The organism is Gymnodinialimonas sp. 57CJ19, assembly GCF_038396845.1.
GTDB lineage: Bacteria > Pseudomonadota > Alphaproteobacteria > Rhodobacterales > Rhodobacteraceae > Gymnodinialimonas.
This window is the reverse complement of the sequence record NZ_CP151587.1, coordinates 989586-1013959: the sequence shown is the minus strand read 5'-3', so window position 1 is coordinate 1013959 and position 24374 is coordinate 989586. Positions and strand designations below refer to the sequence as shown.

Annotated in this window: 25 protein-coding genes; 7 read left to right on the top strand and 18 right to left on the bottom strand. The window is 61.3% G+C overall.

Annotated features, from left to right (window positions below; genetic code table 11):
* Positions 1-66: 66 nt before the first annotated feature.
* Positions 67-2469 (bottom strand): phenylalanine--tRNA ligase subunit beta, encoded by a 2403-nt coding sequence (gene pheT, locus AADW23_RS04960; RefSeq protein ID WP_341863421.1) that lies wholly within the window; start codon positions 2467-2469, stop codon positions 67-69.
* A 622-nt stretch (positions 2470-3091) separates the two neighbouring features.
* Positions 3092-4156 carry a phenylalanine--tRNA ligase subunit alpha gene (gene pheS, locus AADW23_RS04955; RefSeq protein ID WP_341864276.1) on the bottom strand — a complete coding sequence of 355 codons (1065 nt, stop codon included), beginning with the start codon at positions 4154-4156 and terminating at the stop codon, positions 3092-3094.
* Between the two features lie 554 nt (positions 4157-4710).
* On the opposite strand from pheS, the gene AADW23_RS04950 reads away from it, so the two are divergent.
* Both AADW23_RS04950 and AADW23_RS04945 read left to right on the top strand, forming a co-directional pair.
* On the top strand, positions 4711-5541 hold the full coding sequence (locus AADW23_RS04950) for an OmpA family protein (RefSeq protein ID WP_341863420.1): 831 nt from the start codon (positions 4711-4713) through the stop codon (positions 5539-5541).
* 18 nt (positions 5542-5559) lie between these two features.
* Positions 5560-6003 (top strand): hypothetical protein, encoded by a 444-nt coding sequence (locus AADW23_RS04945; protein WP_341863419.1) that lies wholly within the window; start codon positions 5560-5562, stop codon positions 6001-6003.
* Between the two features lie 112 nt (positions 6004-6115).
* On the opposite strand, the gene rplT is transcribed toward AADW23_RS04945, so the two are convergent.
* The 4 genes from rplT to pyk all read right to left on the bottom strand — a co-directional run bounded on the left by rplT (position 6116) and on the right by pyk (position 8538).
* Positions 6116-6475, bottom strand: a complete 360-nt coding sequence (rplT, locus tag AADW23_RS04940; RefSeq protein WP_011453577.1) for a 50S ribosomal protein L20 — start codon at positions 6473-6475, stop codon at positions 6116-6118.
* A gap of 12 nt (positions 6476-6487) precedes the next feature.
* Complete coding sequence (gene rpmI, locus AADW23_RS04935; RefSeq protein ID WP_341863418.1) at positions 6488-6688, bottom strand: 50S ribosomal protein L35; 201 nt, start codon at positions 6686-6688, stop codon at positions 6488-6490.
* Positions 6689-6856: 168 nt separating this feature from the next.
* Complete coding sequence (locus AADW23_RS04930) at positions 6857-7093, bottom strand: hypothetical protein (protein ID WP_341863417.1); 237 nt, start codon at positions 7091-7093, stop codon at positions 6857-6859.
* Complete coding sequence (gene pyk / locus AADW23_RS04925; protein ID WP_341863416.1) at positions 7090-8538, bottom strand: pyruvate kinase; 1449 nt, start codon at positions 8536-8538, stop codon at positions 7090-7092. The genes AADW23_RS04930 and pyk overlap by 4 nt, the downstream gene beginning before the upstream one ends.
* Positions 8539-8715: 177 nt before the next feature.
* Between pyk and AADW23_RS04920 the strand changes: the two genes are divergently transcribed.
* Positions 8716-9453 (top strand): N-formylglutamate amidohydrolase, encoded by a 738-nt coding sequence (locus tag AADW23_RS04920; protein WP_341863415.1) that lies wholly within the window; start codon positions 8716-8718, stop codon positions 9451-9453.
* Positions 9454-9475: 22 nt separating this feature from the next.
* Complete coding sequence (locus AADW23_RS04915; protein ID WP_341863414.1) at positions 9476-9772, top strand: DUF1244 domain-containing protein; 297 nt, start codon at positions 9476-9478, stop codon at positions 9770-9772.
* A 75-nt stretch (positions 9773-9847) separates the two neighbouring features.
* Here AADW23_RS04915 and yaaA read toward each other — a convergent pair whose 3' ends face one another.
* The 5 genes from yaaA to AADW23_RS04890 form a co-directional block, all read right to left on the bottom strand.
* Positions 9848-10624: a peroxide stress protein YaaA gene (gene yaaA, locus AADW23_RS04910; protein WP_341863413.1), complete on the bottom strand. Its 777-nt coding sequence runs from the start codon at positions 10622-10624 to the stop codon at positions 9848-9850.
* A gap of 45 nt (positions 10625-10669) precedes the next feature.
* Positions 10670-12727, bottom strand: a complete 2058-nt coding sequence (recQ, locus tag AADW23_RS04905; protein WP_341863412.1) for a DNA helicase RecQ — start codon at positions 12725-12727, stop codon at positions 10670-10672.
* Between the two features lie 103 nt (positions 12728-12830).
* Entirely contained in the window at positions 12831-13487 is a 657-nt protein-coding gene (locus tag AADW23_RS04900; RefSeq protein ID WP_341863411.1) for an HAD family phosphatase, read from the bottom strand.
* Between the two features lies 1 nt (position 13488).
* Complete coding sequence (rsmD, locus tag AADW23_RS04895; RefSeq protein WP_341863410.1) at positions 13489-14052, bottom strand: 16S rRNA (guanine(966)-N(2))-methyltransferase RsmD; 564 nt, start codon at positions 14050-14052, stop codon at positions 13489-13491.
* Positions 14053-14076: 24 nt separating this feature from the next.
* Positions 14077-15285, bottom strand: coding sequence for an FAD-dependent oxidoreductase (locus AADW23_RS04890; RefSeq protein WP_341863409.1), 1209 nt, complete (start codon positions 15283-15285; stop codon positions 14077-14079).
* An 81-nt stretch (positions 15286-15366) separates the two neighbouring features.
* Here AADW23_RS04890 and AADW23_RS04885 point away from each other — a divergent pair, with 81 nt between their 5' ends.
* Positions 15367-15855, top strand: coding sequence for a peroxiredoxin (locus tag AADW23_RS04885; protein ID WP_341863408.1), 489 nt, complete (start codon positions 15367-15369; stop codon positions 15853-15855).
* 66 nt (positions 15856-15921) lie between these two features.
* Here the strand turns inward: AADW23_RS04885 and AADW23_RS04880 are convergent, their stop codons facing one another.
* The 7 genes from AADW23_RS04880 to AADW23_RS04850 all read right to left on the bottom strand — a co-directional run bounded on the left by AADW23_RS04880 (position 15922) and on the right by AADW23_RS04850 (position 22696).
* Positions 15922-16770, bottom strand: a complete 849-nt coding sequence (locus tag AADW23_RS04880; RefSeq protein WP_341863407.1) for a mechanosensitive ion channel family protein — start codon at positions 16768-16770, stop codon at positions 15922-15924.
* Positions 16771-16785: 15 nt separating this feature from the next.
* On the bottom strand, positions 16786-17085 hold the full coding sequence (locus tag AADW23_RS04875) for a 4a-hydroxytetrahydrobiopterin dehydratase (RefSeq protein WP_341863406.1): 300 nt from the start codon (positions 17083-17085) through the stop codon (positions 16786-16788).
* Positions 17082-18263, bottom strand: a complete 1182-nt coding sequence (locus tag AADW23_RS04870; RefSeq protein ID WP_341863405.1) for a GNAT family N-acetyltransferase — start codon at positions 18261-18263, stop codon at positions 17082-17084. Before AADW23_RS04870 ends, AADW23_RS04875 begins: the two co-directional genes overlap by 4 nt.
* A 106-nt stretch (positions 18264-18369) precedes the next feature.
* Positions 18370-19140: a glycerophosphodiester phosphodiesterase family protein gene (locus AADW23_RS04865; RefSeq protein WP_341863404.1), complete on the bottom strand. Its 771-nt coding sequence runs from the start codon at positions 19138-19140 to the stop codon at positions 18370-18372.
* The gene (locus tag AADW23_RS04860) at positions 19137-19604 is read right to left on the bottom strand and encodes a RidA family protein (RefSeq protein ID WP_341863403.1); all 468 of its coding nucleotides are present in this window, start codon (positions 19602-19604) and stop codon (positions 19137-19139) included. Before AADW23_RS04860 ends, AADW23_RS04865 begins: the two co-directional genes overlap by 4 nt.
* Positions 19605-19784: 180 nt before the next feature.
* Complete coding sequence (locus tag AADW23_RS04855) at positions 19785-20981, bottom strand: HlyD family type I secretion periplasmic adaptor subunit (protein ID WP_341863402.1); 1197 nt, start codon at positions 20979-20981, stop codon at positions 19785-19787.
* Entirely contained in the window at positions 20978-22696 is a 1719-nt protein-coding gene (locus tag AADW23_RS04850; protein ID WP_341864275.1) for a type I secretion system permease/ATPase, read from the bottom strand. The genes AADW23_RS04855 and AADW23_RS04850 overlap by 4 nt, the downstream gene beginning before the upstream one ends.
* 173 nt (positions 22697-22869) lie before the next feature.
* Here AADW23_RS04850 and AADW23_RS04845 point away from each other — a divergent pair, with 173 nt between their 5' ends.
* Together AADW23_RS04845 and AADW23_RS04840 are read left to right on the top strand one after the other, a co-directional pair.
* The gene (locus AADW23_RS04845) at positions 22870-23697 is read left to right on the top strand and encodes a VacJ family lipoprotein (protein ID WP_341863401.1); all 828 of its coding nucleotides are present in this window, start codon (positions 22870-22872) and stop codon (positions 23695-23697) included.
* On the top strand, positions 23687-24313 hold the full coding sequence (locus tag AADW23_RS04840) for an ABC transporter substrate-binding protein (protein WP_341863400.1): 627 nt from the start codon (positions 23687-23689) through the stop codon (positions 24311-24313). Before AADW23_RS04845 ends, AADW23_RS04840 begins: the two co-directional genes overlap by 11 nt.
* Positions 24314-24374: the final 61 nt, after the last annotated feature.

The following is a 24374-nucleotide window of genomic DNA, read 5'->3' as shown; positions in this document are numbered from 1 at the left end:
GCCGGAGGCCCCAAATTTTCGTACGAAAATTTGCACCCCCCGTTGCCGAAAGCGACGCAACCTAACTCACCCGCGCAGCACGCCGCCCACGGCCTTGGACACCTTCGCCACGACCTTGTCCGCTGCTGCGTCAATTTCTTCCTCGGTGAGGGTCTTGTCCTTGGGTTGCATCCGTACGGCGATCGCGATGGACTTATTGCCATCCCCAAGCGATCCGCCAATGAACTCGTCAAACACGCTCACGTCGGCGATCAACGCTTTGTCTGCGCCTGCTGCCGCGTTTACCACGTCCAGTGCCGCCACATCCGCGGGAACGACAAACGCAAAATCGCGCTCAACCGATTGTAAATCCGACATCGTGACTGCGCCTCGACTCGCATTGGTGCTGCGTGGCATCGGCACGGCTTCCGGGAAGATCGAGAACGCCATTGCCGGGCCTTTTACATCCATCGCGTCCAGCACCTTGGGGTGGATTTCCCCAAATACCGCGAGCACCTTTTTCGGTCCCAGGCAAATCATCCCGTGGCGGCCCGGATGCCACTGCTCCCCCGCGCCACGCAAAATCTGCGCTTTGGCGGGCGCCCCGATGGCGGACAGAACCGCCTCGGCATCGGCTTTCACGTCAAATACATCGACCGCGCGGCGCGCCCCGTGGGGATCACGGGGGCCGGTGTGGCCGACCAACAGCCCCGTTGCGACCAAGTGCTGCTCTCCGGGTTCACCGCCCTGAAACGCCGCCCCCACTTCGAACAAAGCCACGTCCATCCGACCCCGTGCCTGATTGCGAGCCGCTGCCTGCAACAAGCCGGGAAGGACCGCGGGACGCATATGGGACATCTCGGACGAGATCGGGTTCTCGAGCATCACTTCATCGGCGCCGCCGCCAAACAGCTCTGCGCTGGCCTTGTCGATGAACGAATAGGTCACGCACTCATTGTAACCGAGCGCCGCGATAGTCCGCCGTGCCGCACGTTCGCGCTTTTGCATCGGGGTCAACACGGGCGCTGGCACGCCGGGTTCGCGCGACAAGGGCTGTGGCTCCAACTGTGACAGGGACGTGACGCGGGCGACCTCCTCAACCAGATCAGGCTCTCCGTGGACATCGCGTCGCCAGCTTGGCACGGCAACTTCCAACACATCGCTACCCGACACCTCAAAGCCCAACGCCTTCAAAATCCGCGCTTGCTCTGCTGCGGCCACTTCCATGCCGACCAGCGACTTCACCCGGTCCGGGCGCAGGGTGTAGCTGCGTGCTGTATCCAGCGCGGCCCCCGCTTCCACCACTTCCGAGGCTTCCCCGCCGCACAGGTCCAACACCATCTGCGTTGCCGCATGCAGGCCGGGGCGCGTGTATTCCGGGTCCGCCCCACGCTCAAACCGATACCGCGCGTCCGAGTTGATCTTCAACGCGCGGCCCGTGTAGGCAATCGCCACTGGGTCCCACCAAGCGCTTTCGAGGAAGACGTTCACCGTCTCCTCGGTGCATCCGGTCTCGGCCCCGCCCATGATGCCCGCGATGCTCTCCGCGCCATTATCGTCGCTGATCACCATCTGACCCGCGCCAAGCGTGTAGCTTTTGTCATCCAGCGCCACGATCTCTTCGCCGCCCGCCGCCTTGTGCACCCGCAAATTGCCCGAGACCTTGTCGGCATCGAACACGTGCAAAGGCCGGTTTTGGTCAAAGGTGAAATAGTTGGTGATGTCCACCAACGCGGAAATCGGGCGCAGACCAATCGCCCGCAAGCGATCCTGCAACCATGCGGGGCTTGGGCCGTTCTTCACGCCCTTGATCAACCGCCCGGTGAAATGCGGCGCACTCTCCAGGGTGTCTTCATCAATCGTCACCGTAATGGGCGACGCGAATGTGCCCGCCACTTCGACCGGATCGTTTGGCTTCAACGTGCCGACACCGCGTGCGGCCAGATCGCGAGCAATCCCGCGTACGCCAAGGGCGTCTTGCCGGTTCGGCGTGATCGCAATCTCGATCACCGGGTCGACTTTTGCGGGGTCATTCTCGGCCAGCCAATCGACGAACTTCTGCCCGACCTTGGCGTTTTCCAACTCGATGATGCCATTATGCTCGTCGCTCAGCAGCAGTTCTTTTTCCGAGGCCATCATCCCGAAGCTTTCCACACCGCGGATTTTGCCCACGCCGATGGTGATATCGAGGCCGGGGATATAATCGCCCGGCTTGGCCAGCACCACGTTGATCCCTGCCCGCGCGTTGGGTGCGCCGCAGATGATCTGTTGCACACCCTCGTCGGTTTCCACCTGACAAATGCGCAGACGATCGGCGTCGGGGTGCTGCTCTGCCGATTGGACATGGGCAATGGTGAAGCCCGCCAAGGCCGCCGCGCGGTCCTCCACGCCTTCGACCTCAAGCCCGAGGTCCGTGAGGGCATCGGTGATTTCAGTGACAGTCGCCTCGGTGTCGAGGTGATCTTTCAGCCAGGAGAGGGTGAATTTCATTGGTTAGGCTCCACGCGCTTGCTACTGCGTGTTCTAACGTTTGACTCAGCGAAGTCTACCTAGAAGGCAGACGGATGAACGCTATGAAAAGTCGCTCGGAAAGTGCGCTAGAGCAGCGATGACGGTCAGTATGAGCGCAACGGTGAGCACATACAGCGCGTACACAGTGAATCGGAGTATACGATCTCGAAAAAGAAGTTCATCAAGCGATTCACGAAAAAAGGTCCTGCTTATGGCATTGCTTCTTCCGACTGCATCAGGCTTGGTGAGAGCATAAGCTCTCGTTAGCAGAGCTTGCCCAACGCGCAATTGGCACCTCAAGCAAAACAGCGCTAACCCAAGGTAACCCAACAGTTCAATGGCAAAAGCACATTGAATTATGCCGCTTCCAGGACGAATAGCATAGAAGACGCCTGTAACACCGATCATCAACGAGACATGGCTGAGAATTGATGCCGCTTGAGCCTCTGTTCGAAGTAGCTCTCCGGAAATATACCCTTCGTTACCGCCAGAGGTACCTATTGAAAGCACGTTGCATTGTGCTTCCATTTTGATCTTTTCGCTCTTGGTCGCCTGATAGGGGGAGAAGAGCCCCAAGAACATTCGAAGGGGCAACACCCCCTCAAACCCCCGCATACGTCGTCGGCACCTGCAACGCGCCAAACCCGTAGTGCCGCAGCCACCGAAGGTCGCTGGCGAAGAAGTCGCGCAGATCGGGGATGCCGTATTTCAGCATGGCGATGCGGTCGATGCCCATCCCGAAGGCAAAGCCCTGAAACTCGGTCGGGTCGATGTTGCCGGCTTCCAGCACCTTGGGGTGGACCATGCCTGAACCCAAAATCTCCAGCCAATCGTCGCCCTCGCCGACCTTCACGGTGCCGCCCTCGAACGAACACTGAATATCGACCTCGGCGCCCGGTTCCACGAAAGGGAAGTGGGACGCGCGGAAGCGGGTTTTGACCTGAACGCCGAAGAAGGCGGAATAGAACTCCTCCAGCACCCATTTCAGGTTCGCCATGGAGATATCTTTGCCCAGAACCAGCCCCTCGACCTGATGGAACATCGGCGTGTGGGTCTGGTCGTAGTCGGCGCGATACACGCGACCGGGCGAGATGATGCGGCACGGCGCGCCATGTTCCTGCATGTAGCGGATTTGCACCGGGCTGGTGTGGGTGCGCAGCACGTGGGGCGGGCGGTCATCGCCCTCGGCACGGTGGGTATAGAACGTATCCATCTCAGCCCGCGCGGGGTGGTGGCCGGGGATGTTGAGCGCGTCAAAGTTGTAGAAGTCGGTTTCAATCTGCGGGCCTTCGGCAACCGAGAAACCCATGTCGGCGAAAATCGCGGTGACCTCTTCCATGACTTGCGACACAGGATGGATCGTGCCGTGGCGCTGGGGACGTGCGGGCAGGGTCACGTCCAGCCATTCGGCTTTCAGGCGCGCGTCCAGCGCGGCATCGGCAAGGCCCGCCTTCTTCGCCATGATTGCGGCGTTGACCTCATCCTTCAGGGCATTGAGCGCCGGGCCAGCAACCTGCCGTTCCTCGGGCGTCATTTTGCCGAGCTCTCGCATTTTGAGAGAGATCTCCCCCTTCTTGCCAAGGGCCGCGACGCGAAATTCCTCTAGGGTCGCCTCATCCGTGGCCCCACCGATGCGGCCAATCCAGCTGCTTCGCAAGTCGTCCAAGCCGTCCATTTTTTCGCGCTCCTGCCTCAGATTTCTGGGAAAATCCCTAAGCGGGGGGCGGCGGGAATGCAAGCTGGCGGCTGGGGCGTGCCTTATTCCCGCCACATTCTTCCAAAGCGCACTTTGGGAACAAATCGACCTGTATACCCGCAACGCAAATATCTGTTTTAAAACAAAAATAACGACACTTGTGCCAAGATCGAGAACAGGCACAAGGCGGCATTCCTGCAACAGATAGGCGGCGTCATCGGACGTAACCGTGTCAAATCATTGACTGAAATGGGGCTTAGCCTCAGTTTCGACCCCAAGTCGGGCATCAAAGCACCGGCAAATATTGGGCAGGTACACGTGAGCATGTTGGTCTTCAGACACTCGAGGGTGATCCCTCGATGCTTGGCTCCCCTTGTGGGGATTGTCGGTGCGGGACAGCGCCGAATACGCGCACTCCGGTGCGGCTGGGTCGCCATATCAACACCTTTCACCCGTGTATCCGTAGCGTATCCAGACGGCGCAACGCTCTTAGGCGCGTCGTCTACACAAACGGAGTATGTTTGATGGCGATCTTTAGAAAACGCATGCAGCAAGACATGGAACACGACGACGCCGGCCAACGCCTGGCCCACGCATCGCGTCGTGCAGATCATTATCGCAAGCTGGTCGCGACACCGTCGGTGTTGCTGGCAGCAGGCCTGTTCACCGTCTCCGGTGTGGCCGGTGGCTTCCTTGCGACGGGGCAAACACCGCGCCCGATGGCCGCCCTTGGATCGGCTGCCCCTATCGCACCTGTCGCCGCAATCCAGCCCGCCGTTGCCCCGCAGACGGCCCCCGTGGTGGAAGACGTAGCCGACGTGGCTGCACAAGAGCTGCCGCCGGTTCTGGAAACCGCCTTGGAGTTGTCCCAAGACGCCCCCGAGGAAGAAGAGCTGGTGTTCACCTCCCTCTCTGTTGACGCCGCGACAGGCCGCGAAGAGCGCCGCGCCGCAACGCGCCCCGTTCTGACCGAAGCCCAGGCCGAGATTTGCCGCGAGAACCTGCAGGGCGCCGCTGACCGTTTGTCGGTTCGCTTCTCGGCAGGGTCCACCAATGCCGCGTCGGAAGACATGGACGCCGCTTATTCGTTCGCGGAAGGCGTGGCATCGTGCTCGGGTATCCGGGTCATGGTGCGGGGCCACTCCGACGCCACCGGCGACGAGACTCAGAACCTGCTTCTGTCCTGGGAACGCGCTGAATCCGTGATCGAGGCGATTGCCGCTGCCGGTCACGACACCACCTATTATGAGCCCATCGGTTTCGGGTCCCGCCAGCTTCTGGCAGACACCCCCGCCGAGCAAGCCCAAGCCCTCAGCCGCCGCGTCGAATTCGCCGTTGTGGCCCTGCGCCAGTAACCTGAAAGGTAACGAACCATGTCCGTATTCATGAACTTGCTGCTGGTCCTTCTGTTGATCAGCTCTGCCGGTGTCGGCGGCTACCTTCTGGCCCGCGCCCATTTCACGGCCACGATCGCAAACCGCGTCATGGCTTACCAAGCCCGCCTTGCCCGGTCCCAACGGGACGCAAAGCAGGCTCACAAGGATGTCGCGCGGCTGGAAGCGGAAGTGGTGACATTGAACGAAGACCTCACCCGCACCCGCGAGCGGGTCGGCCGCTACGAGGGCGCTTTGTTTGAAGGCTACCCAAGCAGCGACATGGACCTGCAAGTGGCCAGCGAAGCCACAACGCAGCAACAGGCAGAAGCCTTTGTGCAGCGCGTCCAGGGCGCAAGCGACTTTGACCGTTCTGGCGACCAGGATATCGCCCCCGTAGCACAGCGCCGTGGTTTGGAGCAGATGAGCCGCGCCATCGCCTAACGATAAGTCCGGCGTGCCGTGAAAGCGGCCGCCGACACCACGACAAAGAAAAACCCCGCGGCGCCTTTCCGGTGCCGCGGGGTTTTTTGTTATCTCTCAGAGAAGGAAGCGCTTAAAGCGCTGCCTTCGCCTGATCTACGATTGCGCTGAACGCATCGGGCTCGTGCACGGCCAGATCGGCCAGAACCTTACGGTCCACCTCAATGCCAGCTTTCGCCAGACCGTTGATGAAGCGCGAGTATGTCAGAGCTTCGTCATGCTGACGCACGGCCGCGTTGATACGCTGGATCCACAGGGCGCGGAACTGGCGCTTGCGGTTCTTGCGGTCACGCGTGGCGTATTGGTTGGCCTTGTCGACGGCCTGTGTCGCGGTGCGGAAGTTCGTCGAACGCGCGCCATAGTAACCTTTGGCTGCGTCGATGACTTTCTTGTGGCGACGATGAGTGACGGTTCCACCTTTGGTACGGGACATATCCGGGCCTCCTTAGCGGTCGTATGGCATGTAGGATTTTGCGATCTTCTGGTCGGGGTCAGACAGAACCTGCATCCCCCGAGCATTGCGGAGGAACTTGTTGCTCCGCTTGATCATCCCGTGCTGTTTACCCGCTTGGGCGGCCATCACCTTACCGGTGCCTGTCACTTTGAAGCGCTTCTTCGCGCTCGATTTTGTCTTCATCTTCGGCATTTCCAACTCCTGTCTTGTTCGAGTGGTTCGGGCGCGCGTCGGCATGCCGTTTGTGGCCGGACGCACCGTAGGAAGCGGTCGTTTAGGACGAAGTCCGCTTTCGTGCAAGACCAAAGCCTTCTTCCCAAGGGCGAAACCAACTTTTTCGCCACATACCGCGAATGTGGCCTAGTTCAGAACCTGTGCCGCGACAGAGATAAAGGCGTCGGGGATATCCACCACCTGCAAACCGTCCGGTTCGTTCATATGCACATAGACGCCAAGGCCAATGGCGATAGCGAAAGAGATCAACGCAATGATCGGCCAGCGCTTCATCGTCCAGGCCGCAACAATGGACGAGAGCGACAAGATCCCGACCAAGGTTGCGATTACCAGAATGATATCAGCGCTGAGGGGAAGGGTCATTCCAGTTCGGACGCGAAAATCAGGCGCTCATCACAAGGGGCGATTCGCAGAATGTTGGTGGAGCCCGACTGCCCGAAAGGCACGCCCGCCGTCACCACGATCTGATCGTCCTGCTCTGCCAAGCCTTCCGACGTGGCGGCCCGGACTGCGTTGATAACCGCTTCCTTAAAGCGGCCAACGGCACCGACTTTCACGCAGTGGCAGCCCCAGGTCAGGCACATCCGCCGCGCGGTGGCTTGGCGCGATGTCAGGGCAAGGATCGGCACATTGGGACGCTCGCGTGCTGTCAGCGCCGCGGTGGAGCCGGATTCCGAGAAGCAGCAGATCAGCTTGATGTTCGTCGTCTCAGCAATTTCGCGGGCGGCGGACACGATGGCGTCTGCGACGGTCTCTTTCTTGCCGCCGCGGCTGGCTTCAATCACTTCGCGGTAGGTGGTATCATTTTCGACCTCAACCGCCACATTGTTCATCGTGGTCACGGCCTCAATCGGGAAGTCACCGGCCGCAGATTCAGCGCTGAGCATGATGGCGTCAGCACCTTCATAGATCGCCGCCGCCACGTCTGACACTTCGGCGCGGGTGGGCATTGGCGATTCGATCATGCTTTCCAGCATCTGGGTGGCCACAATCACCGGCTTGGCGGCATTGCGGCACTTGCGCACCAGACGCTTCTGGATCGGCGGCACGTTCTGCACCGGAAGCTCCACCCCCAGATCGCCGCGGGCGACCATGATGCCGTCAGAGGCATCGAGGATTTCACCGAAGTTAGTTACCGCCGAGGGCTTTTCGATCTTTGACAGGATTGCCGCGCGCCCCCTGGCAAGGTTACGCGCCTCTTCCACGTCTTCCTTGCGCTGCACAAACGACAAGGCCAGCCAATCGACGCCCAGTTCGCACACGAATTCGAGGTCTTTGCGGTCCTTCTCGGACAGCGCCGCCAAGGGCAGTACCACGTCAGGTACATTCACGCCCTTGCGGTTGGAAATCCGCCCGCCCGCAAGCACTTCGCAATCCGCAAAATCCTTGCCGCATTCAACCACTTTCACGCGGATTTTGCCGTCGTTGATCAGCAGATGCGCGCCCGGCTCCAGGGCGGCGAAGATTTCGGTATGGGGAAGCTGCACGCGGGTCGCGTCGCCGGGGGTATCATCAAGGTCCATGCGGAACGATCCGCCGACCTCAAGATCATAGCCTTCGTCATTGTCGAACACGCCGACGCGCAGCTTGGGGCCTTGAAGGTCCGCAAGGATGGCGATGGGCTGGCCCAGATCCGCTTCAATCTGACGGATGATCCCGTGACGGACCGCAATCTCCGCGTGATCGCCGTGAGACATGTTCAAACGAAACACGTCTGCGCCCGCCTCGTGCAGGGCTCGGATCATCTCGTAATCGTCTGACGCAGGGCCAAGCGTTGCTACAATCTTGACGTTACGGTCGCGTTTCATGGCTCTTTCGTCCTCTATCGTACGTTTAACGCCCCTGAACAGGCGATGTTTGCGCTATCATTCACGCTGTTGCCCCCTATTGAAGCAAAACGTGGCTTCAAACAACCGGCCAGAGCGCTGGCGTTTGGCCGCAGTCCGTCTTACCCGTGGGATCTCGCAAGTTTGGATGAAGATTGAATGACCGACGCAGTAGAGATTTTCGGGGCAGAACGCGGCGGGCGGTGGGTTGTGACCTGCGACCACGCCAGCAACCGGGTGCCCGACGACGTGGCGGGGGGGGACCTTGGCCTTCCGCCCGAAGATATGGCCCGCCACATCGCCTATGATGTGGGCGCTTTGGGGGTGGCAAAAGCGATGGGCGAGGCGCTGTCTGCCCCGGTTGTGGCGTCGCGATTTTCTCGGTTGGTGATCGACCCGAACCGGGGTGAGGATGATCCGACACTATTGATGCAAATTTACGACGGCTCGATCATTCCTGCCAATCGCGGCGCCTCTGAGGCCGAACTCCAGCGACGCCTTGAACGCTTTCATCGCCCCTATCACGCGGCCCTGACAGATGTGATCGCCGCACGCGACGCGCCGTTGATCGTGTCGATCCACAGCTTTACGCCACAACTGCGGGGGCGTGAGCCTCGGCCTTGGCATGTGGCCGTGCTCTATGCGGGCGACACGCGACTGGCTTATCCGTTTCTGGCACGGCTCCGCGACGAAGATGACCTGTGCGTGGGGGACAATGAGCCCTACGTCGGCCACCTTCCCGGCGACGCGCTGGACCGCCATGCCGTGAAACCGGGGCACGTGCATGTGCTGATCGAAGTGCGCAACGATCTTATTGAAACAGAAAAAGATCAGGTTGCCTGGGGCGCACGCTTGGCCACGCTTCTTGAAGCCACCGCGCGCAGTGCCGATCTGTGACCGAAAGAACAGGAGTGATGATATGAGCGAGCCCACCACCACCGAACTGGAAGCCGCTGCCTTCCGCCGTCTTCTTGCACATCTGGACAGCCGCAAGGACGTGCAGAACATCGACATGATGAACCTGACGGGTTTCTGCCGAAACTGCCTGAGCCGTTGGTATCAGGAAGAGGCCGCAGAGCGCGGCGTCGAGATGGATAAGGATGCCGCGAGGGAAATTGTGTACGGGATGCCGTTTGCCGAGTGGAAGGCAAAGTACCAGCTCGACGCCACTGATGCGCAAAAGGCCGCGTTTGAGGTGAATAAGCCCGATCACTGAAGGCGGGGAAAGCGGGGGATTTCATCCCCCGGCCCCCCTGAGAGTTGTAAGGCCAAGATGAAGGAGCGGCTGCGCTCAGGCGGCTTTCTGGGCGGCTTCCGTGCGCAGGAAGGCGGGCTTTTCCGGAGTGCTCAATTCGGGGACATGGGTGTAGCCGCCCGTGTCGAAGTCAAGAATTTGGGAGGCGGCGTCGAGGCGGCGTTCCTGAATGAAACGCGCCATCGCGCCACGGGCTTTTTTGGCGAAGAAGCTGACGATTTTGGGTCCGCCGGGTTTTTCCTCATAGAACTGCGGGGTGATGATGTTGAGTTTGAGGGCTTTTTCATCGACCGCAGAGAAGTATTCGACTGAGGCACAGTTGATGAGTGTATCGGTTTGCACGGCTTGGGCCTGGGTGTTGAGAGCCTCGGAGAGGCGGGGCCCCCAGTAGGCGTAGAGAGAGGGGCCTTTGCGGGTTTTCAGACGGCTGCCCATTTCCAGCCGGTAGGGCTTGATCGCATCGAGCGGGCGCAGCAGGCCGTAGAGGCCGGACAGGATGCGCAGGTGGTCTTGGGCGTAGGTGAGCGTTTCAGCGTCGAGGCTCGTGGCCTCTAGCCCCGTGTAAGTATCGCCCGCGAAGGCCAGAGCGGCAGGGCGGGTTTCCTCGGCATCGGTCTCGAACGCCTTGAAGCGATCGGCGTTGAGTTTGGCGAGATCGGCGCTGATGTCCATCAGTTTGCGCAGGTCCGCTTGGCTGAGACGTTTGGCGGCACGCGCCAGGGTCACGGCGTCATCCATGAAATCAGGCGTCGTGGTTTGTACATCGCGAGCGGCCCAATCGAGGCGCTTGGCGGGGGAAATCACGGTAAGCATGGGCGGGTCTCCTTTGGAGCAATTGATATAGGCGACGGGGGGCCTTTATCCAACCTCTCGCAGGACATCGAGGAAGGCATCCCCAAAGCGGTCGATCTGTTTTTCCCCCATGCCTGCGATGCGCGAGAGGTCATGGACCGAGGCGGGCTTGCGTTCGGCTATCTTGCGCAGGGTGGAATGGTTCACCGACAGGTATTTACCCGTCCCGTCGTCGCCGCGCATCAGGTCTTGTTGGACCTCCATCAGCCGATCAAACACATCGCCCGCGTCTCGGCCCGCAAGAGCCCGGCGGGCGGGGTGGACGGGCTCGGGGGTGTCGCCGGTGATGACCTGTAGAAACGCGGTGCCATAGCGGTCCAGTTTGGTGGCCCCGACGCCGGAAATCCGGGCCATTTCATCGAGGGTTGCGGGGCGCTTTTCGGCCATCTCGATCAGGGTCTTATCGGTGAAAATCACGTAGGCGGGCACGCGGGCCTCCTCGGCCAGGGCGCGGCGTTTGGCTTTGAGAGCGGACATGAGTGGCGCGTCTTCCTCACTCACCAGCATCTTCACGGCGGGGCGGCGCGGCGCCTTAGCAATGGTGTCTTTGCGCAGGGTGATGCTTTCCTCGCCACGCAAAATCGGGCGGGCGGCCTGGGTCATGCGGAAGGCGCCGTGACGTTCGGGATCGGGGCGCACAAGGTCGCGGCCCATCATCTGGCGGAACACGGCCTGCCAGCCGCGTTTGTCGAATTCGGTGCCGATGCCGTAGGTGGACAGGCGATCATGGCCGCGCTGTTTGATCCTTTCGTTCTGCGCCCCAAGCAGCACGTCAATCAGGTGACCCGCGCCGAAATATTCGCCCGTGCGCAACATCACCGACAGCGCCTTTTGCACGGCAACCGAGGCATCGAACAGCTCGGGCGGCTTGGCGCAGAGGTCGCAATTGCCGCAATCCTCGGACGCATCGCCGAAGTAGGACAGCAACACCTTGCGGCGGCACCCTTGCGCTTCAGCCAAGCCAAGCAGCGCGTTGAGGCGGGCGTGATCGGCGGTCTTGCGTTCCGGCGGGGCGAGTCCCTCGTCCACCTGCTGACGGCGGAAACGAATATCATCGGGGCCGTAAAGCGTGAGCGTATCAGCGGGGGCGCCGTCGCGGCCCGCGCGGCCGATTTCCTGATAATAGCCTTCGATCGACTTGGGCAGATCTGCGTGAGCGACCCAACGGATATCGGGTTTGTCGACGCCCATCCCGAAAGCCACCGTGGCGCAAACGATCAGGCCGTCTTCTTGGTTGAACCGAGTCTCGACAATGCGGCGATCCTCGGCTTCCATCCCGCCGTGGTAGTGGCAGGCGCTGTGGCCTTCGTCGCGCAGGGCGCGGGCCAGCGTTTCCGTCTTGGCGCGGGTGCCGCAATAGACGATGCCGGACTGCCCCTTCCGGGCGGCGGCGAAAGACAGGATCTGCTGGCGCGGCTGGTTCTTGACCTCGAACGCCAACGTCAGGTTGGGGCGATCGAACCCGTGCAGGAAAACGTCAGGCTCGGCGTCAAAAAGACGCTCACAAATCTCGGCGCGGGTTTCGGCATCGGCGGTGGCTGTGAAGGCGGCGAGTGGCACGTTGAGGGCCCGCCGCAACGCACCTAAGCGCAGGTAATCAGGGCGAAAATCATGGCCCCATTGACTGACGCAATGGGCCTCATCCACGGCGATCATCGACACGCCAGCACGCGATAGCATCCGCTCGGTGCCCGACGAAGCCAGCCTTTCGGGTGCGAGGTACAGAAGCTTCAGCGTCCCGGCCTCTAGCCCCGCCCACACGGCATCGGTTTCCTCGGGCGTGTTTCCGGACGTCAAAGCCCCCGCCTCAACCCCCGCTTCGCGCAGGCCCCGCACTTGGTCGCGCATCAGCGCGATCAGGGGAGAGATCACCACAGTCACGCCGTCGCGCATCAGCGCAGGCAATTGGAAACAAAGGGACTTACCGCCCCCCGTGGGCATGATCGCCAGCACATCCTTGCCCGAGGCCACAGCCTCTACGATCTCTGCCTGACCGGGGCGGAAATCATCAAAGCCGAAGGTGGCTTTCAGAAGGGCAGATGTGTCGGGGTGTTCGACCAACATCGTTAGGGGCAGCCTGTCGATTTTTATATAAATGCTCGGTTCAGGCTGAACGTCCCATATTGAGATTCGGTAAACAAGACCCGGAGCGGCAAGATATTGTGGATTACTCTTCCAACCCGAGCAGGGCTGGTAGGTTATCCATGGAACGGAAGACCTGTGCGCCGACCTCTTCCAGTGCCTTGCCCCCTTCAGGCGCGTAGCCGAAGCAGCGCATCCCGGCCCGTTTCGCGCCCAATGCACCCGAGCTGCTGTCTTCGATCACCACCGCCCGCCCCGGCGCGACGCCCATGTATTTTGCGGCGACAAAAAACAGCTCGGGGTCCGGTTTGGACACCCCAAGGGTGTGCGCCGAAAAGCGTTTGCCCTTAAACCGTTGCGCCATACCGGTGTTGCCCAGGGTGATGTCCATTTTCTCATCTGATCCGTTGGAGGCGACGCAATACGGCACCCCTGCCGCATCAAGCGCATCCAGCACCGACACCACGCCGGGGATCGGGTCGACACCTTCGCGCAATCGGGCGTAGGTGGCGGCGTAAATGCTATCGATCCATTCGCGGTCCGTGCCCGGCATCGCGCTCCCCATGGCGCGCACCTTGGCGGCCACTTGGGTCATGCTTTTGCCGACGAACATGCCCATAACCTCGGCCAAGGATTTGTTGATCCCCATGCCGTCCAGCGCATCTTTAATGGTCTGGTTCGACAGCGGCTCACTATCCACCAGAACGCCATCGCAATCGAAAATTACCAACTCCGGAGGCATGCTATTCCCTGTCGTTTTTCAGCAGCGAAACTGTGGTGCCACCGTAGCGCCGTTGATCAAGCAGCAAGAAACCGGCGGGAATGATCGGCGGGGCGCTTTCTTCCCATACAACCGCTGCGCCGGGGGCGAGCCAATCTGTCTGCCGAAGGGTTTCCAACGCGGCCTCTCCCAAGCGCTGCCCATAGGGCGGATCGAGGAACACCAGATCGGCGGGCACCTTGGCCGGTCCCAGATCGGCCACGTCGGTGCGGAACACCTTGGTGATGCCCTGCGCGGAACACAAGGCAATGTTTTCGCGCAAGAGCGCCCGAGAGGCCGCGCCGCTATCCACGAAAGTCGCCTGAACCGCGCCCCTGCTAAGAGCCTCCAGCCCCAACGCGCCGGTGCCCGCAAACAGGTCGAGCACGCGGGCATCGCGCACCAGATCGCCATTGCGGCCATTGGTCAGCAGATTGAACAGGCTCTCGCGCACCCGGTCCGTGGTCGGGCGCAAATGCGCCGCCGCATCGCCCGAGCCCACATCGGCCAGCTTCTTGCCGCGCAACCGGCCGCCCACGATTCTCACTGGTCGGGTCTCATTGGTCCGCCCTCATGCCTTGAGCAGCGGCTTCAGGTCGCTTTCGGGGTCCGCGATGATCTCAGCGGCGGGGGATTTTCCGGCCTCGATCAGGCGCTTGCCAATCATATAGCCGCGTGGATCGTTCATGGCATCGACGGCCAGCAACGTGTCGCCCGCGTAATACCAATGGGACCGCATGGTGCCACCATCGCGCACGACAACGCGGTCAAAACCCGAGTTCAGCCCGCCGATTTGCAGTTTTACGTCGTATTGATCCGACCAGAACCATGGGTGAGGCACGTAATCCTCATCGGCGCCCAAGATGTTTTTGGCCACCGCTTCGGCCTGATCAATCGCGTTTTGAACGCTTTCCAGCCGAATGCGATTGCCCCGAAACGGAAGCGAGGCGCAATCGCCCGCGGCCCATATGCTCGGGTCCGAGGTGCGCCCCTGAATGTCGGTGGCAATGCCGTTATCCAGCTTGACGCCTGCCATCTGAGCCGGGCCATCGTTGGGGATGATCCCGATCCCGGCAAGCACCAGATCGCAGGGGATATCTTCGCCGTTGGCAAGGCGCGCGCCGACCACGCGGCCATTGTCGCCGTTCAGGCTTTCCAACCCCACGCCTTCCAGAATGCGCACGCCGTTGGCGGTGTGAAGGTCGCGGAAATAATCGGCGGTTTCCGGGGCCGCGACGCGGCCAAGGATACGCGGCGATGCCTCGATCAGGGTGACGTCCATGCCACGCTTACGGGCAACGGCGGCAGCCTCCAGGCCGATGTATCCGCCGCCCACGATCAAGGCACGGCGCCCCTCGGTCACCTCAGGCTCCATCGTGTCGACATCGGCCAGGGTCCGCACCACATGGACACCGCCCAGATCCCCTCCAATGGCCGCAGGCAAGCGGCGCGGGGTAGAGCCTGTGGCAAGAACCAGCGCATCATAGGGCAGCGCTTCGCCGCCCACCGTCACAGTCTTGGCAGATGCATCAATCGCGTCCACGCTGGCCCCCAAACGCAGGGTTATATCGTTGTCGGCATACCACGCCACTGGCCGCAGGAAGAGCCTCTCCAGCGCCATTTCGCCAAGCAAATAAGCCTTGGACAGCGGGGGGCGTTGATAGGGGGGCACCGGTTCATCCCCGATCAGCGTGATCGCCCCGTCAAAGCCTTCGGCCCGCAGTTTCGCCACGCAAGACGCACCCGCCTGCCCCGCCCCGATGACGATAATCTTGTCCATGACAACTTTTCCCTGCTGGCCCTCAACACCGCAGACCCTATATGCGAGAACATGAAACGTTCAACCATGGGAGACGTACTAATGACACTTTCCACAGGCGATACACTGCCCGATGCGACCGTTCTGCGCCTGGGCGCCGAAGGCCCCGAGCAAGTTCAGATGGACACGCTGACCAAGGGTCGCAAAGTTGCGATCTTCGGCCTTCCAGGCGCTTACACCGGCACGTGCTCCACGGCCCATGTGCCAAGCTTCATTCGGTCTATGGATGGGTTCAAGGCCAAAGGCGTGGATGAGGTTATCTGCGTTTCCGTCAACGACCCCTTCGTGATGGATGCCTGGGGCAAAGACACAGGCGCAACCGATGCGGGTATCACGATGCTTGGCGATGCGTCGACAGAGTTCACCAAGGCCATCGGCATGAACTGGACCGCGGAAGCCGCAGGTCTGATCGAGCGGTCGCTCCGTTACGCGCTCTATGCGGAAGACGGTGTCGTGAAGGTGCTTCACGTCGAAGAAGGCCCCGGCGTTTGCGAGGTCTCCGGCGGTGAAGCGCTTCTGGCCGCGATCTAAGACACACAAAGGCCCGCGTCAGAGTTCATCTGGCGCGGGCCTTCTCATCAGCGTTGGCGGGCGGCGTCAGCCTTCCTGCACAATCGTCCTTGTGGGGAACGGAATGTCGATCCCGTTTTCATCAAACGCCTCTTTCATCTTGCGTTTGATATCGGCCTGATAGTCCCAGTAATCGCCCTGATTGACCCACGCGCGCACCAGAAAGTCCACGCTGGACGCATTTAGGTTGTTCACCTGCACCCATGGGGCGGGCTCTGCGTGGGTGCGCAGATCGGCCTTCAAGACCTCTCGGATAATCGCTTCGGCATCGGCAAGGTTCACGCCGTAGCCCACGCCAAACTCCCACTGCGCCCGGCGGGTGCTGTAGCCCGAGTAATTCTTGATCTCACTCCCCCAAACGTCAGAATTGGGCACGAAAACCTGCACATTCCCGATCGACGCCAGCTCGGTCATGTTGAGCGAGATATTTTTCACGGTCCCGGATTCTCCACCGACCTCGACAAAGTCGCCGATCTTGATGGGGCGAAACATGATTATCATGATCCCCGCCGCCACATTGGACAGCGCGCCTTGCAAGGCCAAGCCAATGGCCAAGCCCGCCGCACCCAACGCCGCCACCACCGAGGTTGTCTGCACACCAAACGTATTCAACACAAACAGCGCGGCGAATATCAGGATCACATAGCGTGCCATGGTTCCTAAAAACGCGAAAAGCGTCACATCGAGGTGCGCGTGCCGTTCTCCAAGGGATGCGATGCGACGATTGACCCAGCTGGCCAGAATAAACGCGGCCAACAAGATCGCGAGGGCGGCCACCACATTGCCAAGGATGCTCGCCATAAATTCGACGGTAAAGATATCGCCAACGGTCGTGTCGGCGGCGATTTCATAGTTCAGGATGTCTTCGAGTGTCATGTCGTTCCGTTATTCTTAGCCCAACAGGGCATCTAGTTTAGAGGCCATCGCGATATCACGCGGAGAAAGGCCATTTACGTCGTGGCTGGTCAAGGTCACCTCTACTGTCTTGTAGACATTCGACCATTCAGGGTGGTGATCCATCTGTTCCGCTACCATGGCCGCGCGGGTCATCCAGGCGAAGGCTTCCGAGAAGTTCTTGAAAGTGAAGGTCTTGCTGATTGCATCGCGGCCGTCCACCAGCGCCCACCCTCGGGATTGCACCTCGGCCAAACCCGCTTCGCGGGCCTCTGCTGTCAGGGCTTTATCGGTCATTCCTGTTCCTCTACCTGTGCCGCCTTGAAGGGGCCATAGCTCGTCAAAACCTCGATCTCTTCATCAATCGCGTTTCTCTCGGCTTCCAGATATTCGCCGATGGCCTTGGCGAAACCTGCGTCCCCGACCCAGTGCAGAGAATGGGTTGCCACGGGCATGTAACCCCGTGCCAGCTTATGAGTTCCCTGCGCCCCCGCTTCCACCCGTGACAGGCCCTGCGCAATGGCGAAATCAATAGCGCGGTAGTAGCACAGCTCAAAGTGCAGATAGGGATGATCTTCGATACAGCCCCAGTAACGCCCGTATAGCGTATCCGCCCCGATAAAGTTCAGCGCCCCCGCAACGGGCCGACCATCGCGAAGGGCGAGACACAAGAGCATGTCGTCGGCCATCGTCTGATGGGCCATGTCGAAGAATGCGCGGGTCAGGTAGGGCGTCCCCCATTTGCGCGCGCCAGTGTCTTGGTAGAAATGCCAGAAGGCATCCCAATGCTCGGGTTTGATCTGATCTCCGGTGAGGCTGACGATCTCTCCACCGAAATCCTGTGCGCGGGCGCGCTCCTTGCGGATGTTCTTGCGTTTGCGTGACGACAGATTGCCAAGGAAATCGTCGAAATCCGCGTAGCCGTCGTTGATCCAATGAAACTGCTGCGACACGCGGCGCATCAGGCCGATGCGTTCGCCTGCAATCGCCTCATCCTCGGTGCAGAAGGTGATGTGGATCGACGACAGCTCATTATCCGCAGCGATCTGCACAGCGCCTTGGATCAGCGCGGACATGCCGGTTGTGTCGTGGCCGGGACGGGTCAAAAAACGGCGGCCCGTGGCAGGGGTGAAGGGGGCAGCAATCTGGAGCTTGGGGTAATAGTGCCCGCCCGCTTTTTCATAGGCGTGGGCCCAATTGTGATCGAAGATGTATTCACCCTGACTATGGCCCTTGGCATACATCGGCGCGCAAGCGATCACGAGATCACCTTGCCGGGCGACCAGATAGCGCGGTTGCCAGCCCGTTCCCTGCCCCACGCTGCCCGATTGCTCCAACGCATTCAGAAAACGGTAGGTGGTGAAGGGATCACGGGGGCGACCGTCTTCAGGGCAGGCGCAGGCATCCCAATCCTCAGCCGCAATCTGCGACAGAGAGGTCAGAACTTCGATGCTGATCTGGGTATCACCGTCCACGCTGCAAGCTCCATTATGGGTCAGATCAAAGATGGGGTCTTGGGCGCGACGGTCAATCCTTTGCCGTTGCCGGGCGCACGATGCCCCGGCGATTGGGTTTACGGCATCACGGGCGGTTGGCGGGAATGTAGCCTTCAAACGTGATGTTGTCGGCGACGCGACGCGCCTCAACCTCTTGCTCGGGCGAGCGGACGGTCCAGCACAGGATCGGCACGCCCCTGGCCTTCAGCTCTGCCACACGTGGCGCTGCAAGATCGGCCCGGTTGTGGCTGATGAAACTGGCCCCGACCGTATCAAAGGCCCCGATTTCACGCAGGGCTTTCAGGGTGTCGGGCGACAGGTCCGGCCATTCCGTTTCGTTGTAGCCGTCCGTCACGATCCCCCGCGCGACGCTTGGGGCGCGTTTGGCCATGTTGGCAACCATATGCGGGTTGAAGGACATGACCGCCACGGGACCGACGTAGCCCTCCAGCGCGGCGGCGACCGCGCGCTCAAGCTCATCGGGGGCCGCGCCTGTGCCGCCAGATTGGTCCTTCAGCTCGATCAACAGAGGCACCTTGCCGTCAACGATTTTCAACACGTCGGGCAGGGTCGGCACCGTTTCGGTCGATCCGGTGAGGGTCACGTTCACCAGATCACGGGCCGCCCAGCCGCGGATCGGGCCGCTTTCGGGCGTCAGGCGATCCAGCCGTTCATCGTGAAACACCATTGCCGCCCCGTCCGAGGTCAACTGAACATCCACCTCGATTCCATACCCGGCAGCCACAGCCGCCCTTACGGCGCCTGCGCTGTTTTCAATCACGCCGCTTTCCCGATCATGGAGACCACGGTGGGTAAGCGGTTGGCCAAGGAAGGCGGCGGGAAGCTGCGGTGTCATGGCTTGATCTGGAAGATGCCTTCGATTTCTACCGCAACGTTGAACGGCAACGCGCCCGCGCTGACCGCCGAGCGAGAGTGACGCCCGGCATCGCCGAGGGCCTCCACGAGGAAATCCGAACAGCCGTTCACAACCTTCGGCTGATCGCCGAATTCTGGGGTGGAGTTCACAAAGCCGGTCAGCTTCACCACACGGACCAACCGATCAAGATCGCCGCCACACGCCGCTTTCACTTGACCCAGAAGGTTGATCGCGCAAACCCGCGCCGCGGCTGCGCCTTCCTCTACTGTCAAGTCAGCGCCGATCTTGCCAGTGATCATTTCACCGTTTTCCATGGAGATCTGGCCCGAGACAAACAGAGTCTCTCCCACCTGCACAAAAGGCACGTAATTGGCGGCAGGGGCCGCCGCATTGCCCAAAGTGACACCCAATTCCGCGAGCCGTGCTTCAAAATTTCCGCTCATGTCCGAGCCTCCGCAAGTATGTGAATTTAGCGCGACCCTAAGTCGGCTGGCGCGGCAAGGAAAGACCGCTTTAGCTTTCTCGCATCGCGCGAGAGAAATAGGCAGCGAAGGGTTCCAGCAGATAGGTCAGCGGTGTGCGATCTTCGGTGCGGATAAATGCCGTGACGGGCATGCCGGGGATCAGCACACGCCCCCCAGAAGCTGCGCTTGATCGTCAGGCATGGTGATTTCGGTGCGGTAGAAGCTGCTACCGCTGGCCTCATCCACGAAGGCATCGGCCGAGACTTGGGCGACTTGTCCGATAACATCGGGCATAGTGCGTTGGTCAAACGCGGGGAAGCGAAGGGAAACCGACTGCCCCTCGAACACCTGGTCGACATCAATGGCGGGCACGCGGGCCGAGATCACCAAGGGGCGGCCTTCGGGCACGATATAGGCGAAAGGGTCCGCCGGGCGCAGGACCGACCCGGCCCCGAAAATGGTCAACCCATGGATCGTGCCCGCCACGGGCGCACGCAGTTCCAGCCGCGAGATGCGCCGTTCAAGATTGGCGGCGCGTTCGTTTAATTCCTGTTCCACGACGCGGATTTCACGCAGCTCTGCAATCGCTTGTTCGCGGCGACTGGTGGTGATCTGTAAAATCGCCAGTTCGGTCTCAATGATCCGCTCTGCCGCTTCGGCACGGCCTGCGATGGTTTGGCCCAATTGCCCGCGCAATTGCACCAACTCCTGGCGCAGCCGCACGACGGGTTCCACCGTGCCAGAGCCGCGATCCAGCAGGTCTTCCCGGCGCGAAAGCTCCTCGGTGACGAGGACGATTTGTTCCTCCAACGCCGCTTCCTGGGCGCGCATGGCATCGACCTGCGTGCCGATCTGCGTAATCCGCCCGCGCAATTGCTGTTCCTCCCGCAAGAGGGTGTCGGCACGGGCGGCAAAGAGGTTTTGCTGGCCCCTCAGCACATCAGCGATATCAGGGTTCAAGACACCAAAAGCGCGGAGGCGTTCGTCGTACGCGAACGCACCGGCGCCGTCGCGCTCTGCGGTCAATCTGGCGCGGCGCGCCCCCGTTTCCGCAAGCCGCGCAAGGGCGACCGTCAATTCAGTCGTGGCCTCGGCCGCATCAAGGCGGACAAGGACCTGCCCTTCGGCCACCCGGTCCCCTTCATCAACCAGCAATTGCGCCATAACGCCCCCTTCGGGGTGCTGGATCGCTTGCCTATTTCGGTCCACCTCGATCTGACCCGAGGCGACAACGGCCCCCGACAGCGTGCTGGACACAGACCAGCTGCCAAAGCCTGCGACCAAAACGAACAGCGCAAAGAGGCCGAGACCCATGGGAGCGCGGACGGACCACGCGGAACGATTAACCGGGGTCATGTCAAATCCCCCGGAGACTGGCCTTTGGTGACACGCTGCACCTCGGCGCTGTTGTGCAGGACCTTGGCCAGCACCTCATCGCGGGGGCCAAACGCCTGCACGACGCCGCCATTCAGAACCAACAGCTTATCGCATTGCTGGATGGCATTGGGCCGGTGCGCCATGATCAGTACGCTGTGGCCGGCCTCTTTCATGCCCTGCACGGCGATGTTCAGAGCTTCTGACCCCTCATGATCCAGCGCCGAATTCGGCTCATCCAGCACCAACAGCACCGGATCGCCATAAAGCGCACGGGCCAGCCCGACGCGCTGCACCTGCCCGCCGGACAGGCGCGGGCCGGTGCCGGATACGTCGGTGTCATAGCCGTTGGGAAGCGCGCGGATCATGGTGTCGGCGGCGGCGGCGATGGCGGCTGAGGTCACGGCGCAGGCCTTGGGCGACGGATCGAGGCGGGCGATGTTTTCTGCGACAGAACCGTCAAACAGGCTAACCGATTGCGGCAGATAACCGATCAACTTGCCCAGAGTGTCCGGGTCGTATTGGTCCAACGTCGCGCGGTCCAACCGGATCGAGCCGCCAGAGATGGGCCAGACACCGGTGATGGCGCGCGCCAAGGTGGATTTGCCCGAGCCCGACGGGCCGATGATGCCAATCGCCTCGCCCGGTTCCAAGCGGAAAGACACGCCACGCAAGGAAGGCTTCACCTCTCCCGGCGGGGCGACGGTCAGGCCAGCCACCGTCAGCGCGGCCTTGGGGCGCGGCAGCGACAGCCGCGGGAGGGAATCGCCCTCGGCCAGCAACAAGGCGCCCAAGCGATGCCAGCCCCGCAAAGCCTCCTGAATGATCGGCCATTGTCCAATCGCCATATCAATCGGTGCAAGGGCGCGGCCCATCAGGATCGAGCCCGCAATCATCGCGCCCGCCTGCATTTCACCCCGCAGAACCAGCAGGGCGGCAAGGCCTAGGATCGCCGATTGCACGAACAGGCGCAGGGTCTTGGACAGGGTCGCAAAGCCCCCCGCGCGGTCAGCCACCTGCATGCTGACATCCAGCGCCCGCGCCCGTTGGTTGTGCCACCGCGCAAAGGCCGCGCCCTGCATCCCGAGTGAGCGGATCACCTCGGCCGATGATTGCATTTCCGCCGCCATCCGGTCCGCCGCCCGGCCCGTTTCCGATGCCTCCGCCAAAGGCCGCGCCGTGCTGACACGGTTGGCGAGCGTCACCAACACCAGCGCAAACGCGGCCCCCAGCGCGAACCACCCCAACCAGCCATGGAACGTGAAGATCGCCAGAATAAACAAAGGCGTAAACGGCAAATCAAACACCGCCATGAACACCGGAGAGGACATGACTCGCTGGACCGAGGCCAAATCCGCCAGCGCCGTCTGCGCCTGCCCCGTGCGCTGCGCCCGGTCCAAAGCGGCGCGAAAAACACGCGCATCGAAAGTTTCCTGCAACCGCGCCCCAAACCGAGCCGCAACGCGGGCGCGGGCGTAATCCAAGACACCCATAATCAAAAAAAGGAACGCCACCAGTACCGACAGCGCCAGAAGTGTTTCCTCACTCCCCGATCCCAACACGCGCTCATAGACCTGCAACATGAACAGGGGGCCGGTCAGCATCAGGACGTTTACGAACAAGCTGAACAACGCCACGGACCACAGAATCCAGCCATTGCGTCGGCGAAACTCTGCCAGCTCATCAATTGCAATCATGTGCATCGGGTTGGCGGCCTTTTGTGGTGTTTTTCCAGCCACACGCCGCCTTGACAGGCAGCCCCTCCCTGCCGATGTAACAAGGGTGTGGTGCGCCGAATTATTACCCTATACCCTTTACGAAGTGTGTAGGCGGACAAAGTCGCCAGACATGCTGCCTTGGGGGGATCTACGTGCGCTTCTTACCTTCGCGATTTTTCGGCCAATGCAGCGCTTTTGCGCTGGTCGTTCTGGTATCCGCTTGCGGCCCGGCAACCTTGCCGCCCGGCGATCAGATCGCCGATGCCGATGAGGCCCGAAACCGCGCCGCCCATGATCTTAACCTATCCCTCGACCGGGCCCTTCTGGGCCCCGCCTCGGATGCCTACGGATCAGGCGTGCCGGAACCCGTGCGGGTTGGGTTCTCTAACTTTGCGTCCAACCTCAATCAGCCCGGTTATGTGCTCAACAACCTGCTGCAATTGCGCCTTGGCGATGCGGCGCAGAACACGCTGCGGTTTGCGCTGAACACCACCGTTGGCGTGGCGGGTCTGTTTGATGTGGCTTCTGCCCTTGGCGTCCACGAGGCCGATACGGACTTTGGCGAAACGCTGCACATCTACGGTGTCGGCGAGGGCGATTACGTGGTGCACCCGTTCTTTGGCCCCTCCACCACCCGCGATACCGTCGGCATGGTCGTGGACTACGCGATGAACCCGCTACGCCACTACATCGACACGCCAGAAAGCACCTACCTGACGGCCACGAGCGTCGCCTCCGGGCTGAATTCGCGCTACGAATTTGACGGAACGATCGACTCCATTCTCTATGAAAGCGCCGACAGTTATGCGCAGTTACGCTCTCTCTACCTGCAACAGCGCCGGTATGAATTGGGCGGCTCCAGCGCCGATTATGAAGATCCCTACGCAGACGCAGATCCAGCCGCCGCGGCCCAAGCAGTTGCCGCAGACCCAAATTATGACCCTTATTCGGACCCGTATTTTGATCCCTATGCCCAATAAAATCGTCTCCCTCCGCTCTCGCTTTGGCCGTCGTGCCTTTTTGTCCACCGCTGTTGCCGGGGCGGCTGTGCCGTTCCTGCCCGGCCAAGCCCGCGCGTTGAACGCGAACCAGGCCCAGGCCTTGGTGGAAGCCGCCGTGGCGGATGTGAACCGTGTCATCGCCTCGGGCGGGTCGGAAGCGCGGATCCTGCGGGACATGGAGCGGATCCTGTCCACCTACGCAGACGTGCCCACGATTGCCCGTTCGGTGCTTGGCCCCTCGGCACGCTCCGCCAGCAACGCGCAGATGCGCGCGTTCACCGAGGCGTTCCAGGATTACTTCTCGGCCAAATACGGCCGCCGTTTCCGCGAGTTCATTGGCGGATCAATCACCGTGAACTCTGCCCGCCCGGTACGCTCATTCTTTGAGGTCATCAGCACCGTGAACATGCGCAACGAAGCGCCGTTCGAACTGCGTTGGCTGGTGTCAGACGGTTCGGGCCGGCCGCTGTTCTTCAACCTCATCATCGAGGGTGTGAACCTGATGATCTCGGAACGCACAGAAATCGGCGCGATGTTGGAAGCGCGGGGCGGCAATATTGATGCCCTGACGCAGCATCTTCGAACACTCGGTTAAATCACGCCGTACAGTCGTGTGTATGGCGGGCTTTAGCCCGCCGACCCGTGCCACGACGGCC